Genomic DNA, 15,456 nt, shown 5'->3' with positions numbered 1-15,456 from the left:
AGCCTGGAGACCACCGTGTTCCCTCGCCCCGCCCCCGGACACCGCCTCGCCACGGCCACCGTGGCCCTGGGTCTGCTCTGTTCACTCAACACCGGCGCCTGGGCCGGGGCGGGCGACCCGGCCCACGGCCACGCCCGGATCACCCGTGTGCCGTCCACCGCCGGGTCGCAGACCCCGCTGTCCGGCTACGCGATCCGGTCGACGGCCGAGGTGAGCGACTCGGCGTCGGCGGTCTCCTCCCCCGGCTACCCGGCCAGGGGCTGGTATCCGGCGGGCTCCCGCTCCACGGTGCTGGCCGCGCTCCTCGCCGAGGGTGTGTACGCAGACCCGTTCGTCTCCACCAACCAGCAGAAGATCCCCAAGTCGCCCTTCCAGGTGCCCTGGTGGTACCGCAGCGACTTCACCGTGACGGACACCTCCCAGCGCACCTATCTGGACTTCAGCGGGATGATCTCGGCGGCCGACGTGTATGTGAACGGCCGTCAGGTCGCCACGGCCGACGATGTCACCGGCGCCTACACCCACCACGAGCTGGACGTCACCTCGCTGGTCGGGACCGGGACGAACACGGTCGCCTTCCGCATCCGGCCCAACGACCCGGACGCGAACCTCACCATGGGCTGGATCGACTGGCTCCAGCCGCCGCCCGACCAGAACATGGGCATCGTCCGTGACGTCATGGTCCGGCGCGGCGGCCCGGTCGCGCTGCGTGACGCGCACGTGCTGACCAAGCTTGCGGTGCCCTCCCTCGCGACGGCCGACCTGACGGTGAAGGCACAGGCCCGCAACGACTCCGACACGCCGGTCACCGCCGAGGTCTCCGGCACGGTCGCCGGAGTGACCCTCACCAGGTCGGTCGCACTCGCCGCCCACCAGACCAAGACCGTCACCTTCACCCCCGCCGACGTCCCGGGCCTGCGCCTCACGTCCCCGAAGGTGTGGTGGCCGGCTGGCATGGGCGGGCAGCCGCTGTACGACCTCGATCTCACCGCCTCCGTCGGCGGCACGGCATCGGACACCGCGCACCACAGCTTCGGCATCCGTGACGTCCAGGCACCGCTGAACTCCGACGGCGCCCGCCAGTACTCGATCAACGGCCGCAAGCTGCTGATCAAGGGCGGCGGCTGGTCACCGGACGAGTTCCTGCGCTGGGACCGGACCTATGTCGAGGACCGTCTGAAGTACGCGCTCGACCTCGGCCTCAACGCCATCCGCCTGGAAGGCCATATCGAGCCCGACGAGTTCTTCGACCTCGCCGACCGGTACGGCATCCTCACGCTTCCCGGCTGGGAGTGCTGCGACAAGTGGGAAGGCCAGGTCAACGGCACCGAGAGGGGCGAGAAGTGGACGGCCGCCGACTATCCGGTCGCACAGGCCTCCATGGCCGCCGAGGCCGCCCGGCTGCGGAACCACCCAAGCGTCGTCTCCTTCCTGATCGGCAGCGACTTCGCACCCGACGCGAAGATCGAGAGGATCTACCTGGACGCCCTGAAGGCAGCCGACTGGACCACCCCCGTGGTCTCCGCCGCCTCAGACAACTCCACTCCCCAGCTGGGCAGTTCGGGCATGAAGATGACGGGCCCCTACGACTGGATCCCGCCGAACTACTGGTACGCCAAGCGTGAGGGCGGCGCCACCGGCTTCAACTCCGAGACCAGTGCGGGCCCGGACATCCCCACCCTCGACACCCTGCGCCGCATGATGACCCCCGCCGAGCTCGACACCCTCTGGAAGAACCCGGACCTCAAGCAGTACCACCGCTCCCCGTCCCCGGTCTTCGGCACCCTCAAGATCTACGACGCCGCCCTCACCGGCCGTTACGGCGCCCCTAAGAGCCTCACCGACTTCGTACGCAAGGCGCAGCTCGCCCAGTACGAGAACGTCCGCGCCCAGTACGAGGCGTACGGACGCAACCAGACCGACTCCTCGAAGCCGTCCACCGGGGTCGTCTACTGGATGTTCAACAGCGGCTGGACGTCCCTGCACTGGCAGCTGATGGACCGTTATCTCGACCAGGGCGGCGCCTACTTCGGCGCGAAGAAGGCCAACGAGCCCCTGCACGTCCAGTACTCGTACGACAACCGCTCGGTGGTCGTGGTGAACAACCGGCACGCCTCGGCGGACCGGCTCACCGCGCGGGCCACCCTCTTCAACCCCGACGGCACCCAGAAGTACGACCAGACCGTCACCGGCGTCTCGGTCAAGGGCGACGGCGCGCACACCACGGCACTCACCGTGCCGGCGTCGGTGGGCGGACTGTCGTCCACGTATCTGGCGCGGCTGGTCCTGACCGACGCGGCCGGCAAGGAGGTGAGCCGCAACGTCTACTGGCTCTCCACCAAGCCGGACACGCTGGACTGGGCAGGCACGGACTGGTACTACACCCCGACCACGAGCTACGCGGACCTCAAGGGGCTGACGTCGATGGCCCAGGTGCCGGTCACGGCCACGGCGTCGACCACGACGGCGGGCGGCATGGCGACCACCACGGTGACGGTCCGCAACTCCGGCACGGACAGGACCCCGGCCCTGCTCACGGACGTCCATCTCGTCGACGCGAACGGCAAGCCTGTGCTGCCGGTGCGCTGGTCGGACAACGAGGTCAGCCTGTGGCCGGGCGAGTCGGCGACCCTGACGGCCACCTACCGGACCGCCGATCTGCACGGCTCGGAGCCCCAGGTGCGGGTCTCCGGCTGGAACGCGGTGGAGCGGACGGTTCCGGCGGGGCTGCCGGAACCGTCCGCTCTGCTCAGCTCACGTTGAGCGCGGTGTCGTCGATGACGAAGGACGTCTGGAGAGTCGATCCCTCGACGCCGGTGAACTTGATCGTGGCGGTGGTACCGGCCAGAGAGGAGACGTCGAAGCTCTTCAGGACGTATCCGGAGCTCGCGTTGAGGTTGGAGTACGTGGCCAGGGTGGTGGATCCGGCGGTCACCGTCAGCTTGTCGTAGGCGGTGCTGGTGGTGGTCTCCGCGGTGTCCACGTGCAGATAGAAGCTGAGAGTCGCGGCGCAGCCGGCCGGGATGGTCACCGACTGGGAGAGCGTGTCGGTGTGGGCCGCTCCATAGCCGTCGAGCCAGGCCTTGTAGGAGCCGGTGCGGGCGGCCTCGCTGCTGGAGTTGGTGATGACTCCGCTGCTGGTGGTCCAGGTGGTGCTGCCGGACTCGAAGCCGGGGTTGCCGAGCAGCTGGGCGGCGGTGCAGGTGCCGCCACCGCCGCCTCCGCCGCTGGTGCCGCCCCCGGCCAGCCAGGCGGTGGCGTTCAGGGCGAGGGCCGCGTTGGTGGCGCCGCTGTCGTTCCAGCCGTCGTACAGCGTGTTGCCGGACTGGCCGGTGCCGTCGTCGACGGGCGAGGAGTCACCCCAGAAGGCGACCCGCCCGCTGCCGAAGGTGCTGGTGGCGAAGAAGGCACCGGTGTTGCCGGAGTAACCGCTGCGGTACAGGAGCCCCTTGACGCTGGAGTTGTCGGAGGGCTTCAGCGTGGCGGTCGTACCGTTGGCGATCAGGCTCTTGGTCACGGTACCGAAGGAGCCGTGCAGCACGGGGTCGGTGCTGTCGCTGATCGCCGCCGGGTAGCCGGAGCTGATGTTGAGCGAGTCGACGGAGAAGCCGAACGGGTCGGTCGAGTCGACGCTGTTGTTCGTCATCAGGTCGTTGAAGATCTTGACCGCGTCGTAGCCGTCGTTGTTGCGGTCGGCGCCGGTGTGGTCGGAGACCATGAACAGACCGCCGCCGTTCTTCACGAAGTTCATGATCGCCGTCTTCTCGGCGGACGTGAACAGCGTGTTCGGCTCGGGGAGCACCAGGGCATTGAAGTTCGACAGGTCGGTCGTCGACGAACCGCCGTACGTCAGGGCGCTGGTGGCGGTCTTGAGGCTGTAACCGCCGGTCTTCTGCAGGCCGACACCCCATGACGAGAGCGCGCCGGTCCAGTCCGTCTCCGAGGAGGGAGAGGAGTTCTGGGAGAGCGGGTCGGGCTTGCTGGTGGAGATGATCCAGTCCGCGTTGCCGGCCTCCTCGGCGTGGCCGTCGTCGAACAGGACGCGGTAGGTGGTGGCCGCGTGAGCGGGGGCGGCCGCTGTGCCGACCTGGAGGGCGGCTCCCGTGACGAGCAGTCCGAACCCGGCCAGGGCGGTGGTGACTCTGTGGCGGGATCTCCTGGATCCAAGCATCCGGCGAACCTCCATGAAGGGGTGGGGTAGAGGCGGTGCGGGCGCCAACTCTGCGCGCGTAGAACCTGTTTGAGATTTCTACACGCGTCGACTCATTGAAAGGTACATGGCATGTCGGATCGGTGAACAGAAACCCGCTGTAACAACCGGACGGGACTGCCCGCGGATTGAGCGGGCAGATTGGAGTGCAGCGGGTTACAGACGAAGAGGGGCAGAGATGGAGATCTCGGGCATCATCAGTGCCATCATCATCGGTATCATCATCGGTGTGCTGGGGCGCCTGGTCGTTCCCGGCCGCCAGCACATCGGCGTTCTGCTGACGATCGTCGTCGGCATCGTCGCGGCGCTGCTGGGCTCCGCGATCGCGGCCGCCTTCGGCGTGGCGGACACGAAGGGGCCGGACTGGATCGAGTGGTTCATCCAGATCGCGCTGGCGGCGCTGGGCATTGCGGCGCTGGACCGGACCAGGGGCCGCCGGTAGCCGAAGCACACTGGTAGCCCAAGCGCGCCGACAGCTGGAGCACGCCGCTCACATCGCGTAGACGTAGGGCGTGGTCGTGCTCAGCGCGTGGAAACCCAGTCGCTCGAGGATCGGCCGGCTCATAGGAGAGGCGTCCACCTGCAGATACCGATAACCGTGAGCCGCGGCGGCACGGGCCCGATGGGCGACGAGGGCGCGGTAGACACCGCGTCCCCGCCATCCTTCTACCGTGCCGCCGCCCCACAACCCGGCGAATCGCGTCCCCGGCACCAACTCCATGCGAGCGGCACTCACCGGCTCGTCCCCGGCCAGGGCGACGACCGCGACCACGGTGTCGGGCTGCTCGGCGAGCCGCGCCAGCAACCGGTGCCGCAGCCACGAACCGTCCGTGCCGAACGCCTTCTCGTGGACGTCCACCACGAGATCGACGCCCACCGCGTCCGTGGCAGGCACCACCCGCACGCCGTCCGGAAGTCCGGCGTCGACGGTCAGTGCGGCACCCTCGGCGATCATCAGCGTCTCCTCCGGCTCGGGCCGGAATCCGGCCTCGACAAGCCGCGCGCCCAGGTCCGACGGGAGGTCATGGCCGTAGAGCTTCCACTCGAAGTCGCGGCCCAGCCCCCGGAAGCGGTCGATCTGCTCGGCGATCGCACGATCCGCGGTCGTCCCGTCCAGGGCCGACCAGACAACGCCGTTCCAGCCCTCGCCGTCCGCCACCTGGCGCACCACGGCGCCTGTGCGCTCGATACGCGCGCCGGGACCGTCGGGCCGGGCGCCCCCGCGCATGTCACGGTCGTACAGAGCGAGCACCGCTTGATGATCCATCAGAACACTCCACCATCCGCGCGCCACGGCGGCAACGCAATTACCCGGTACCGCGCGGCCGCACGCCTGTCAGGTACGCGGCTCCAGGCGATGTACACGTACCTAGCGCCGTTCGCGCGGCATGCCGGGTTCGGCCAAGGGCGTACGGGCCTGCTGCCGGCGGTGTTCGGCACGGCCACCGTCGCCGAGATCTGGGGCACGGGGCTTGTGGTCGACCGGCATCCGCGGGCGACGCTGCTCGCCGCGCTGGCGTTGTCCGCCTCCGTGCTGCTGGTGCTCGGCCGGTACGCCGGCACGCCCGCGGTGCTCGTCGGCGCCGTCACCCTGTGGGGCGTCGCCTTCGGCGGGGCACCGGCCCTGATCCAGACGACCCTGGTGGACGCCTCGGGTCCCGCCGACGCCGAGGTGGCGACCTCACCGCAGGTCACCGTCCACACCACGGGCATCGCCGCCGGTTCCCTGGCCGCCGGCTTCGCCCTGGACCGGCTGGGGCGGCGCTGCCCTGGGCCGCCGCCGCTGGTGTCGGGCGCGCTCGCGGTCGTCGCGCCGGGACGGCGGCACGCGTTTCCGGGCGGCCGGCACGGCACGGGAGGCGACCGCCCGTCCGCTCAGCCGAGCTCGAGGGTCGTCACCCCGAAAACCCGTTCCCGGGCGTGGTCGCGGACCGGGCCCGTGTACATGCGGGCGGTCTCGAACGAGGGGCTGAATCCTGCCTCCTCGGCGAGGGCGACGCCCGCCGTGCTGGTCTCCGGCACGTCGACGGCGACCTGGCGGCCGGCCGCCTCGGCGAGGAGGGCGGCGAACAGGGCGCGGGCGTCCTCGGCGGTGTCGGCGAACAGGGGGCCGATGCGCAGACAGTCTTGGCCGGGGCGGATCACGCCATAGCCGGTGATGCGGTCGCCGTCGTGGCGGACGAAGGCCTTGTGGCCGGTGCCGGTCAGCCAGGCGGCCACGAACCGCGGCCGGTCGGCCGGGCAGCAGGCGCTGTCGTACGCCGTGACGGCCGCCAGGTCGGCGGCCCGTGCCGGGCGGACGCCGTCGGGCACCTCGGCGGCCAGGGCGGAACCCACGAACCGGGCGGTGCGGTAGGCCAGTTCGAAACCCGACTGGCGGTAGTTGTCCTGCTGGGCCACCACGCCGTCGAGGCCGACAGTGCGGGTGCCGGCGTGGGCCAGCGCGGTCTTCCAGGTGGCGAGGCCGTGGCCGTGGCCGCGCAGATCGGGGCGGACCAGGTACCAGCCCAGGAAGGCGTAGTCGGCGTCGTAGTTGACGACGGAGACGGCAGACACCGGTTCACCGTCGATACGGCCGATGAAGAACCCTTCGGGGTCCTGTGCGAAGAAGGCGGGGGCGTCCGACAGCCCAGGATTCCAGCCCTCGTCCGCGGCCCAGCCGCTGACCACCGGCCAGTCGTCGAGCGTGGCCTGGGTGACGACGAGGTCCTGGGGGGCCGAAGAGGTCATCGATGGGCTCCGTTCAGCGGCTGGGTCGGAAGGCGCGGCGGCCGCCGCCGCGTCCGCAGCATCCTTCCCGATCACCGGCCGCCGCACCACGCCGGGATCAAGCCGTCGGCGTGCGCAACAAGCCGCTTCGGCGGGCTTGTTGACCGAGATGTCGCGGGACACACGCACGACGCGGGCCCCACCGGACGATGTCCGGTGGGGCCCGCAGACACGGATCTCGGCGAGCCGCCTCGGCAGCGCGCCGACGGTCAGCGCGTGCGGCCCGGCCGGAAGCGCCTGTGCAGGGCGGTCCCGGCGAGCAGAAGCGCCGCACTGCCCGCGACGGCGGCACCCGTGAGGTCCGTCCCGGTGTGGGCGAGCGTGGTCGCCGTGGTCGGTGGCGGGGCGGGGTGATGCGTCTTGGGACCGGGGTGGGTCTTGACCGGGGTCGGGGCCGGCGGCTGCGGCGTGGGCGGCGGCTCCGGCGTGGGCGTCTCCGGCGTGTTCGGGTGGTCGCCGGAGGTGTTCACGGAGGTGTTGCCGGTGACCGGATTGAGTACGCCGACCACGTTCACGCTGTTGCCGCTGACGTTCACCGGGAGGTCGACCGGCAACTGGATGCCGTTGCCGGAGATCACCCCGGGCGAGTCCTCCTCGGCGCCCTGCGCGGCCGCGCCGCCGGTCGTGGCCGATTCGCCGGGCGCGCCCGCACCGGCCTTGCCGCCGTCGTTCACGCAGGTGTTGCCGGCCGCCGGGTTCAGGAGCCCCGCGACATTCACGGTGTTCCCGCACACGCTCACCGGGACGTGCACCGGCAGCTGGATGCTGTTGCCGGAGATCACCCCGGGCGAGCCGGCCGCGGTGCCGTTCGCGCCCGAGTCGGCCCAGGAGGGGACCGCCACGGCCATCGCACCGGAGGCGGCGGCGACGGCGATCACGCCGTTTCGGGTAACCCGTTTCATAGGTTGCCTGCCTTCCAGACATTGTTGCGGGCGCTCGCCCGCACCGGTTAAACCGTGGACGCACCATGTGAGTTATGGCTTATCCACATTTCACCCCATCGAGTGACACCGGTATCGAACTCGTGGCAAAACCGTGTATGAAGCCTGAGACGGGTGATCGCGGAACGCTACGGCACTCCGCTGCGGCCCGCTCGCCAGGAGGCGTGCCGATCGGGGTCCGCTTATCGTGAGCGAAAGCCCAGTTTCCGGTCCGTCACGGAGCGTCCCTGGAGGCCCTCGATGCCGGCCATGCCCCGCAACCGGCCCGCCGTGCGACGTTGCGCCGGTGCCGGAGCCGTCGCGCTGGCCCTGCTCGGCGCGGGGCTGCCCGCGGCCGCGGCGGTGAGCGGCAAGCAGCCGGACCTGACCCGTTTCTACCGGCAGAAGGTCCGGTGGGCGGCGTGCAAGGACGGGGAGCTGCCCAAGGACATGCAGTGCGGCAAGGTGACCGTGCCGCTCGACTACGCGAAGCCCGCCAAGGGCACCGTGGACCTTGCGCTGTCCCGTTACCGGGCGACCGGGAAGTCGCGGGGCTCGGTGCTGCTGAACTTCGGCGGCCCCGGCGGCTCGGGCGTCAGCCAGCTCGGGCTCGCCGGCAAGGACTTCATGGGCCTGACCAACGGCTACGACGTGGTCGGCTTCGATCCGCGCGGGGTGGGCCGCTCCTCCCCCGTCAGCTGCGGCGACGGCCTCGACGGGTCCTCGGGCGGCGCGAACTCGGACAAGTCCCCCGACGCCGGCCATCCACAGGCCCTGATGAAGTTGCTCAAGCAGCTGACGGTCCAGTGCACCAAGCACTCCGGGCCCGTGCTGGCCCACATAGGCACCGTGAACGCTTCCCGGGACCTGGACGTCATCCGCCAGGCGCTCGGCGACAAGAAGCTGAACTACCTGGGTTTCTCCTACGGCACCAGGCTCGGCGCCGTGTACGCGGCGCAGTTCCCGGACAAGATGGGCCGGATGGCGCTGGACGGTGTGGACACGCTGACGGAGTCGCTGGCGGAGCAGGGGGTGGCGGGCGCCCAGGGGCAGCAGACGGCGCTGGACGACTTCCTGGACTGGTGTGTCACCGACCTCGGGTGCCCGTTCGGGCAGGACCGGCGCAAGGCCGGGGAAACGGTCGTGGAGTTGGTGCGCTCGCTCGACGAGAACCCGGTGCCGTCCGACTTCGGCGGCCCCTTCTCCGGTCAGGACCTGGTGGGCGCCATAGGGCAGGGGCTGTACAGCAGGGAGCTGTGGCCGCTGCTGGAGCGGGCGCTGGCCTCGCTGATCGAGGACGGTGACACCAAGGGGGTGCTGAACTTCGCGTCCGGCGGCTACGCGGTCCCCGTCGTGCAGCGGCGCGGCGGCGGGCTCGTGGACAGCGCCGACATCCCCGTGGACAACCTGTCGGCAGCCCTGATGGCGATCAACTGCGCCGACGACCCCGACCGGCCGAGCGCCGAGCGGCTCACGCAGGATGTCGCCCGACTCGACAAGGACTACCAGCAGGCGTCCCCGGTCTTCGGCAGGTTCCGGCTCACCCAGGTGCTGCTGTGCTACGGCCGGCCGCGCGGCACGGACTTCATCCGCGACCAGGTGAAGGACGTGCCGTCCGCCCGGATGCTGCTGGTGGGCACGCGCGGCGACCCGGCGACGCCGTACCGCTGGGCGATTGAGACGGCGAAGCGGCTCGGGCCGTCGGCCGTGGTGCTGGACAACAGGGGCGACGGCCACACCGGGTACACGTCCTCCAAGTGTGTGCACGGCAAGGTCGACGACTTCCTGCTGTACGGCACACTGCCGGCCGACGGCAGTTCCTGCCCGGCGGACCGCGACGACCGTGGCGCGGTCGCCGACTCGTCGGGCTGAGGCTCAGGCGAGGGTGAGCTCGGGGGCGTAGAGGTCGAGCCAGTGGGCCAGGTCGAGGGTGCGTTCCAGGCCGCGCCGGGCGACCTGGCTGCTCAGCCCGGTCCGGCGGGTCGCCCGGTCCACCTTCTCGCGGTCGACGAGGTCGAAGACCCGGTGGTCGGGCCGGGTCAGCAGCTCCTTGACCTGCTCCTGGAGCGCACGGCCGTACTCCGGGTCCTGGGTGGACGGGTAGGGGCTCTTGACCCGGTCGTACACGGACTGCGGGAGGACGTCCCGGGTGGCTTCCCGGAGCAGGGTCTTCTCGCGGCCGTCGAAGGACTTCAGGGCCCAGGGCGCGTTGTAGACGTACTCGACCAGCCGGTGGTCGCAGAACGGCACCCGGACCTCCAGACCGACGGCCATGCTCATCCGGTCCTTGCGGTCGAGCAGCATGCGCACGAAGCGGGTGAGGTGGAGGTAGCTCATCCGGCGCATGCGGAACTCGAAGTCGCTCTCGCCGTCGAGGCGCTGGACGCCGGTGACGGCGGAGTGGTAGCCGTCGGCGATGTACGACTCCAGGTCGAGGGACTTGGTGAGGTCGGCGCGCAGGACGTCGGTGTCGTCGCCGAAGTGCCGGCCGAACATGTACAGCCAGGGGAAGGTGTCGGCGGTGCGCGCTTCCTCGTCGAAGAACTGCAGGTAGCCGCCGAACACCTCGTCGGCGGACTCCCCGGACAGTGCGACGGTGGACTGGTCGCGGACGGCCCGGAAAAGCAGCAGGAGCGAGGCGTCCATGTCCCCGAACCCGGCCGGCAGGTCGCGGGCCCGGATCACCCGCTCGCGGACGGCGGGGTCGGCGAGGCTGTTCACGTCCAGGACGATGTCCTGGTGGTCGGTGCGGGCGAGCCGGGCCACGTCGTGCACGAAGGGCGTGTCGGGGGTGGCGCGCAGTTCGTCGGCGACGAAGTTGTCGGCCTGGCCGACGAAGTCGACGGAGAAGCTGCGGACCTTCTGGCCCTGCGCGGCGAGCCGGCGGGCGGCCAGGGCGGTCATGGCGGAGGAGTCGAGGCCGCCGGAGAGCAGGGTGCAGCGGGGTACGTCGGCGACCAGCTGGCGGCGCACGATGTCGTCGAGGAGCTCGCGGACGGTGGCCACGGTGGTGTCGCGGTCGTCGCGGTGCGGGCGGGTCTCCAGCCGCCAGTAGGCCCGGCTGCGCAGTCCGTGGCGGTCGACGGTGACGACGGTGCCGGGTTCCACCTCGCGCATGCCCTCCCACACGGCGTGCCCGGGAGTCTTGACCATGGTGAACAGCTCGCGCAGCCCGTCCAGGCCGACCCGGGGGCGGACCAGCGGGTTCGCCAGGATCGCCTTGGGTTCGGAGCCGAACAGGACGCCGTCGGAAGTCGGATACAGGTAGAAGGGCTTGATGCCCATGCGGTCGCGGATCATCACGAGCTTGTCATGGCGGCCGTCCCAGACCGCGAAGGCGTACATGCCGTTCAATCGCTCGGCGATGCCGTCACCCCACTCCACATAGCCGCGGAGTACGACCTCGGTGTCGGAGTCGGTGGTGAACTCGTGGCCGCGGGCGGCGAGTTCGCGGCGCAGTTCGGTGAAGTTGTAGGCCTCGCCGGAGTACACCATGGCGACGGTGCCGTCCGGGGTGCGGACGCTCATGGGCTGGCGGCCGCCGGGCAGGTCGATGATCGCGAGCCGGCGGTGCCCCAGGGCGGCGGGGCCCTCGCTCCAGGTACCCCGGTCGTCGGGGCCACGGCAGGCCATGGTCTCCGTCATTGCATCCAATGCGCGCGTCTCGGTGGTGAGGTCACGGTCGAAGGAGACCCAGCCGGTGATGCCACACATGCGTTACCTCCTGCTGCCGGTCTGCCCGGACAACCGCGGCACCTGCGGTTCCATTGCGGATGCGATTACCTGAGCGAACCACTTGTATTCAGCATCTATATGGCGAGCGTGCGCCCGGAACCCAGGACGGTCAACCTGGACGTAACACGGACGGCCGCGCAGCCCCGCCCTTCCGGCCGCGCTTTGCCCGCGCAAGGCACGCGAACCCGCTCCACGCCGGGCTCCGCCCACCTGGAACAGGCCAAGCGTAAAAAGTTCGCCAAACGGAACCGGCGCCGCGGTTTTCACCGGGCGCCGGTCACCTGCCGCTGTCGCGGTCTCGCGCTACGGAGCCGCCGTCACGAACCGGTCCAGTGCCGCCGTCAGGTCGGCCGGCCGCTCCACGGGGAGCTCATGGCCCGCGTCGATGATCCGCACCACGGCGTCCGGGTAGGCCTTGGCCATCCGCAGCATCTGCCCCACCGGCAACTGGATGTCGTGGTAGCCGTGCACCATCAGGGTGGGCGCGGTGATCTCGCCGGCCCGGTCGAGGACGTCGAAGGCCCGCATGGCGCCGTACAGCGTCATGACGACCTCGCGCGGGGTGGCGGCGGAGGCGCGGACGTACTCGCGTATCTCCTCGCGGGGATGGCCGGGGGCGAAGGCGCGCTGGATGTTGGCGGCGACGAACATCCTGAACGGCACCAGGGTGGAGGCCGCCATCAGCAGACCCCGGCCGCGACTGTACGCCATCCTGCCGATGGAGTTGACCAGCACCATCCGCTCGACCCGCTCGGGGTGGGTGAGCGCGAGTGTCTGGGAGATCATGCCGCCCATGGAGTGACCGACGGGGACGAAACGATCCACCTTGAGATGGTCGAGAAGGGCGACGACGTCCTGGGAGAGGTCGGCGATCGCCTTCACACCGGCCCCGGTGCTCTCGCCATGACCGCGCAGATCGAGGCGGATCACCCGGCGGTGCTCGGCGAAGTGCGCCATCTGGTGGTCCCAGCGGTGCCGGTCGGCGGTCCAGCCGTGGAGGAACACCAAGGGCACGGCGGCGCCGTCCCGGGGGCCCTCGTCGTCGTACGTCAGCGCCGCTCCGTCGACTTCGAACTGCGGCATGGGGGCCTCCTGGGGCGTGATCCGGTTACTGCCGGGTACGGTAACCGGCCCCTGCGGCCACCGTCATCGGGGAGCCGGCCTCAACACGGTTACAGCGTGCGCCTGATGGCCGCCACGGTGGCCTCGGCTTCGACGGCGTCATCGGCGGACACCGCGAGCCGCGCGAAAGGCGCGGACGGCTCCAGGTCCACCAGGACGACCGGACCGTGTGCGTGCACGGCGACGAAGTCCCGCCCGCCCGGGTGCTCCCAGGCGCCTACACAGAGCCGGTCGGGCAGAAAGCGGCCGGGGTGCGGTTCACCGCGCAGCACCCGCCACCAGTCGGGCTCCACCGAGGCCGCGCGCACCTGCGCCAGCGGCACCCTGACCCGGCGGCGGTGGGCGAACAGCCGCTCCCGCCCGCTCAGGCGGACGACGACCTCGTCGCCGTCGACGGTCAGCCGGGCCATCGCGCTCACCTCCGCCACTCACTGAGTGAATTACCCCAAATGCCGCAATGGCGAATCGGTCCTATGGTGCTGATATGGAGCACGCACTCAGTCCCTCGTCCCTCACCGAGCTGCGCCGCCCGCGCCCCTACCCCGCCGTCTCCGTGCTGACGCCGACGCACCGCCGCGGTCGCGACAACGCCCAGGATCCCGTCCGGCTGCGCAATGTCGTGGCCGAGGCGAAGAAGCAGTTGGAAGCCGATCCCGCGGTCACCAGGGAGCGGCGCAGCGACGTCGTCGACCAGCTCGACCGGGCCCTCGCCGAGGTCGACCTGGCGCATGCCGAGGACGGTCTCGTGATCTTCGCCGCGCCGGGTGAGCACCAGGTGTGGTCGCTGGCCCGCAGCGTGCCCGAGCGTGTGGTGCTCTCGGACACCTTCCTCACCCGCAACCTGGTCTCGGCCCAGGCCGCCGAGCGGCCGTTCTGGGTGCTGTCGATCTCGGCCGACCGCGTCACGCTCTGGAACGGCGGGGTCGACCGGGTCACCGAGAGCAAGGCAGGCGGCTTCCCGCTGACCCGCGGCCAGGAGAACTTCGACGCCGAGCGGCTGCAGCGCGTCGGCGACCTGCCCAGCACCTTCCGCGACGAGGACACCAAACGCTTCCTGCGGGACGCGGACATCGCGATGGCCGCGCTGCTGCGTGACGAGCCGCGGCGCCTGTACGTCACCGGCGAGCAGGCCGCTCTGTCCCTTTGGGACGAGCTGGGCAACGTCGCCAAGCAGAGCATCCCCGTGCAGCACGGCGGCCTCGCGCACGCCGGTCCGGAGGCCGTGTGGCAGACGATCCGGCCGCTGCTGGAGGCCGACTCCCGCCGGAACACCGCGTCGGTGACCCGGGAACTCGAATCGGCGCGCGGCCACAAGACGTTCGCGGCCGGTGTCGACGAGGTCTGGCGGAGCGCCCGCGACGGCCGCGTCCGGCTCCTGGCCGTCGAGGAGAACTACCGCACCGCCGTCCGTGACGACGGCGACCACCTGGTCCCGGCCGCGAGCGGCGACCTCGACGCCCGTGACGACATCGTGGACGAGATCGTCGAGCAGTGCCTGGAGACCGGCGCCGACGTCCGCTTCGTCCCGGACGGCGCCCTGGGCGACGAGAACGGCATCGCCGGGGTGCTGCGTTACTGACGAACCTGCTCACTCGGCCGACGTCTAGGCTCTGAAGGGTGATCGTCGGCTGAGAGGGAGTTTGGGCGTGGCTGAGCTGCTGGGCGTCGCGGTACTGGGTGCCGGACACATGGGTGCGGACCACATACGACGGCTCGACCAAGTGGTGAGCGGTGCGCGGGTGGCGGCTGTCGCCGACCCCGACCTCGACCGCGCCAAGGAGGCGGTGGCGGGACTGGACGGGGTCACCGTGCACGCGGATCCGCTGGCCGTCCTGGACGCGCCCGGGGTGGAGGCCGTGCTGATCGCCTCCCCCGGCCCGGCGCACGAGGAGCCGCTGCTCGCGGCCTTCGCACGCGGGCTGCCGGTGCTGTGCGAGAAGCCCATGGTGCCGGACTCCACAGGTGCCCTCCGAGTGGTGGAGGCCGAGACCAGGGTCGGGCGCAGGCTGGCCCAGATCGGGTTCATGCGCCGCTACGACGCCGAGTACCGGCGCCTGAAGACACTGCTGGACGACGGCGGTCTGGGCCGGCCGCTGATGCTGCACTGCACCCACCGCAATGTGTCCTCGCCGCCCGGCTTCACCAGCGCCATGCTCATCAACAGCTCGGTCTCGCACGAGATCGACGCGGCCCGCTGGCTGCTCGGCCAGGAGCTGACCGCGGCGACCGTGCTGCGGCCGCGGCCCTCCTCGGGCGCCCCCGAGGGGCTGCTCGACCCTCAGCTGGTGCTCTTCGAGACCGACGGCGGCGCCCTGGTCGACGTCGAGGTCTTCGTCAACTGCGGCTTCGGCTACCAGGTGCGCTGCGAGGCCGTCTGCGAGCGGGGCAGCGCCCGGATCGGCGAGGACCACACCATGCTGGTCACCTCGGCGGGCGCCGCCCGCGAGGAGGTGGCCCAGGACTATCTGGTGCGGTTCGCCGACGCCTACGACCGTGAGGTGCAGTCCTGGGTGGACGCCACCCGGCAGGGCCGGGTCACCGGGGCGAGCGTCTGGGACGGCTACGCGTCCTCCGTCGTCGCCGAGGCCGGGGTCCGGGCGCTGGAGTCCGGCGGCCGTACGACCGTCGAACTCGCGCTGCGCCCGGACCTGTACGCCGAAGGCGTCAGCCGCTGACGCTCGCGGAGCCCGACTCCAGGTG

Annotated in this window: 12 protein-coding genes; 5 read left to right on the top strand and 7 right to left on the bottom strand. The window is 70.8% G+C overall.

Going from position 1 to position 15,456, the window contains the following annotated elements; genetic code table 11:
- The first annotated feature begins 15 nt into the window (after window positions 1-15).
- The gene (locus ABZ396_RS14715; protein WP_358919344.1) at window positions 16-2,763 is read left to right on the top strand and encodes an exo-beta-D-glucosaminidase; all 2,748 of its coding nucleotides are present in this window, start codon (window positions 16-18) and stop codon (window positions 2,761-2,763) included.
- On the opposite strand, the gene ABZ396_RS14710 is transcribed toward ABZ396_RS14715, so the two are convergent.
- Window positions 2,750-4,171, bottom strand: coding sequence for a hydrolase (locus ABZ396_RS14710; protein WP_358919345.1), 1,422 nt, complete (start codon window positions 4,169-4,171; stop codon window positions 2,750-2,752). The genes ABZ396_RS14715 and ABZ396_RS14710 overlap by 14 nt on opposite strands.
- Window positions 4,172-4,388: 217 nt before the next feature.
- Here ABZ396_RS14710 and ABZ396_RS14705 point away from each other — a divergent pair, with 217 nt between their 5' ends.
- Window positions 4,389-4,652 carry a GlsB/YeaQ/YmgE family stress response membrane protein gene (locus ABZ396_RS14705; RefSeq protein ID WP_358919347.1) on the top strand — a complete coding sequence of 88 codons (264 nt, stop codon included), beginning with the start codon at window positions 4,389-4,391 and terminating at the stop codon, window positions 4,650-4,652.
- Window positions 4,653-4,700: 48 nt separating this feature from the next.
- Here the strand turns inward: ABZ396_RS14705 and ABZ396_RS14700 are convergent, their stop codons facing one another.
- The 3 genes from ABZ396_RS14700 to ABZ396_RS14690 all read right to left on the bottom strand — a co-directional run bounded on the left by ABZ396_RS14700 (window position 4,701) and on the right by ABZ396_RS14690 (window position 7,881).
- Window positions 4,701-5,477, bottom strand: a complete 777-nt coding sequence (locus ABZ396_RS14700; protein ID WP_358919349.1) for a GNAT family N-acetyltransferase — start codon at window positions 5,475-5,477, stop codon at window positions 4,701-4,703.
- A gap of 608 nt (window positions 5,478-6,085) precedes the next feature.
- Window positions 6,086-6,940, bottom strand: a complete 855-nt coding sequence (locus ABZ396_RS14695) for a GNAT family N-acetyltransferase (RefSeq protein WP_358919350.1) — start codon at window positions 6,938-6,940, stop codon at window positions 6,086-6,088.
- A 248-nt stretch (window positions 6,941-7,188) separates the two neighbouring features.
- Complete coding sequence (locus ABZ396_RS14690; RefSeq protein ID WP_358919352.1) at window positions 7,189-7,881, bottom strand: chaplin; 693 nt, start codon at window positions 7,879-7,881, stop codon at window positions 7,189-7,191.
- Between the two features lie 279 nt (window positions 7,882-8,160).
- Here ABZ396_RS14690 and ABZ396_RS14685 point away from each other — a divergent pair, with 279 nt between their 5' ends.
- Window positions 8,161-9,771 carry an alpha/beta hydrolase gene (locus tag ABZ396_RS14685; RefSeq protein WP_358919354.1) on the top strand — a complete coding sequence of 537 codons (1,611 nt, stop codon included), beginning with the start codon at window positions 8,161-8,163 and terminating at the stop codon, window positions 9,769-9,771.
- 3 nt (window positions 9,772-9,774) lie between these two features.
- On the opposite strand, the gene asnB is transcribed toward ABZ396_RS14685, so the two are convergent.
- The 3 genes from asnB to ABZ396_RS14670 form a co-directional block, all read right to left on the bottom strand.
- Window positions 9,775-11,613, bottom strand: a complete 1,839-nt coding sequence (gene asnB, locus ABZ396_RS14680; protein WP_358919356.1) for an asparagine synthase (glutamine-hydrolyzing) — start codon at window positions 11,611-11,613, stop codon at window positions 9,775-9,777.
- Window positions 11,614-11,937: 324 nt separating this feature from the next.
- Complete coding sequence (locus ABZ396_RS14675) at window positions 11,938-12,717, bottom strand: alpha/beta fold hydrolase (RefSeq protein WP_358919358.1); 780 nt, start codon at window positions 12,715-12,717, stop codon at window positions 11,938-11,940.
- Between the two features lie 89 nt (window positions 12,718-12,806).
- Window positions 12,807-13,184, bottom strand: coding sequence for a hypothetical protein (locus ABZ396_RS14670; protein WP_358919360.1), 378 nt, complete (start codon window positions 13,182-13,184; stop codon window positions 12,807-12,809).
- A 56-nt stretch (window positions 13,185-13,240) separates the two neighbouring features.
- Between ABZ396_RS14670 and ABZ396_RS14665 the strand changes: the two genes are divergently transcribed.
- A complete protein-coding gene (locus ABZ396_RS14665) occupies window positions 13,241-14,335 on the top strand; it encodes a chemotaxis protein (RefSeq protein WP_358919362.1) in 1,095 nt (364 codons plus the stop codon).
- A gap of 67 nt (window positions 14,336-14,402) precedes the next feature.
- Window positions 14,403-15,431 carry a Gfo/Idh/MocA family oxidoreductase gene (locus ABZ396_RS14660; RefSeq protein ID WP_358919364.1) on the top strand — a complete coding sequence of 343 codons (1,029 nt, stop codon included), beginning with the start codon at window positions 14,403-14,405 and terminating at the stop codon, window positions 15,429-15,431.
- Window positions 15,432-15,456: the final 25 nt, after the last annotated feature.

It is taken from the genome of Streptomyces sp. NPDC005866 (assembly GCF_040629895.1).
Taxonomy (GTDB): Bacteria; Actinomycetota; Actinomycetes; order Streptomycetales; family Streptomycetaceae; genus Streptomyces.
The sequence above is the reverse complement of the archived record's forward strand: the minus strand, read 5'-3'. Positions and strand labels throughout refer to the sequence as shown.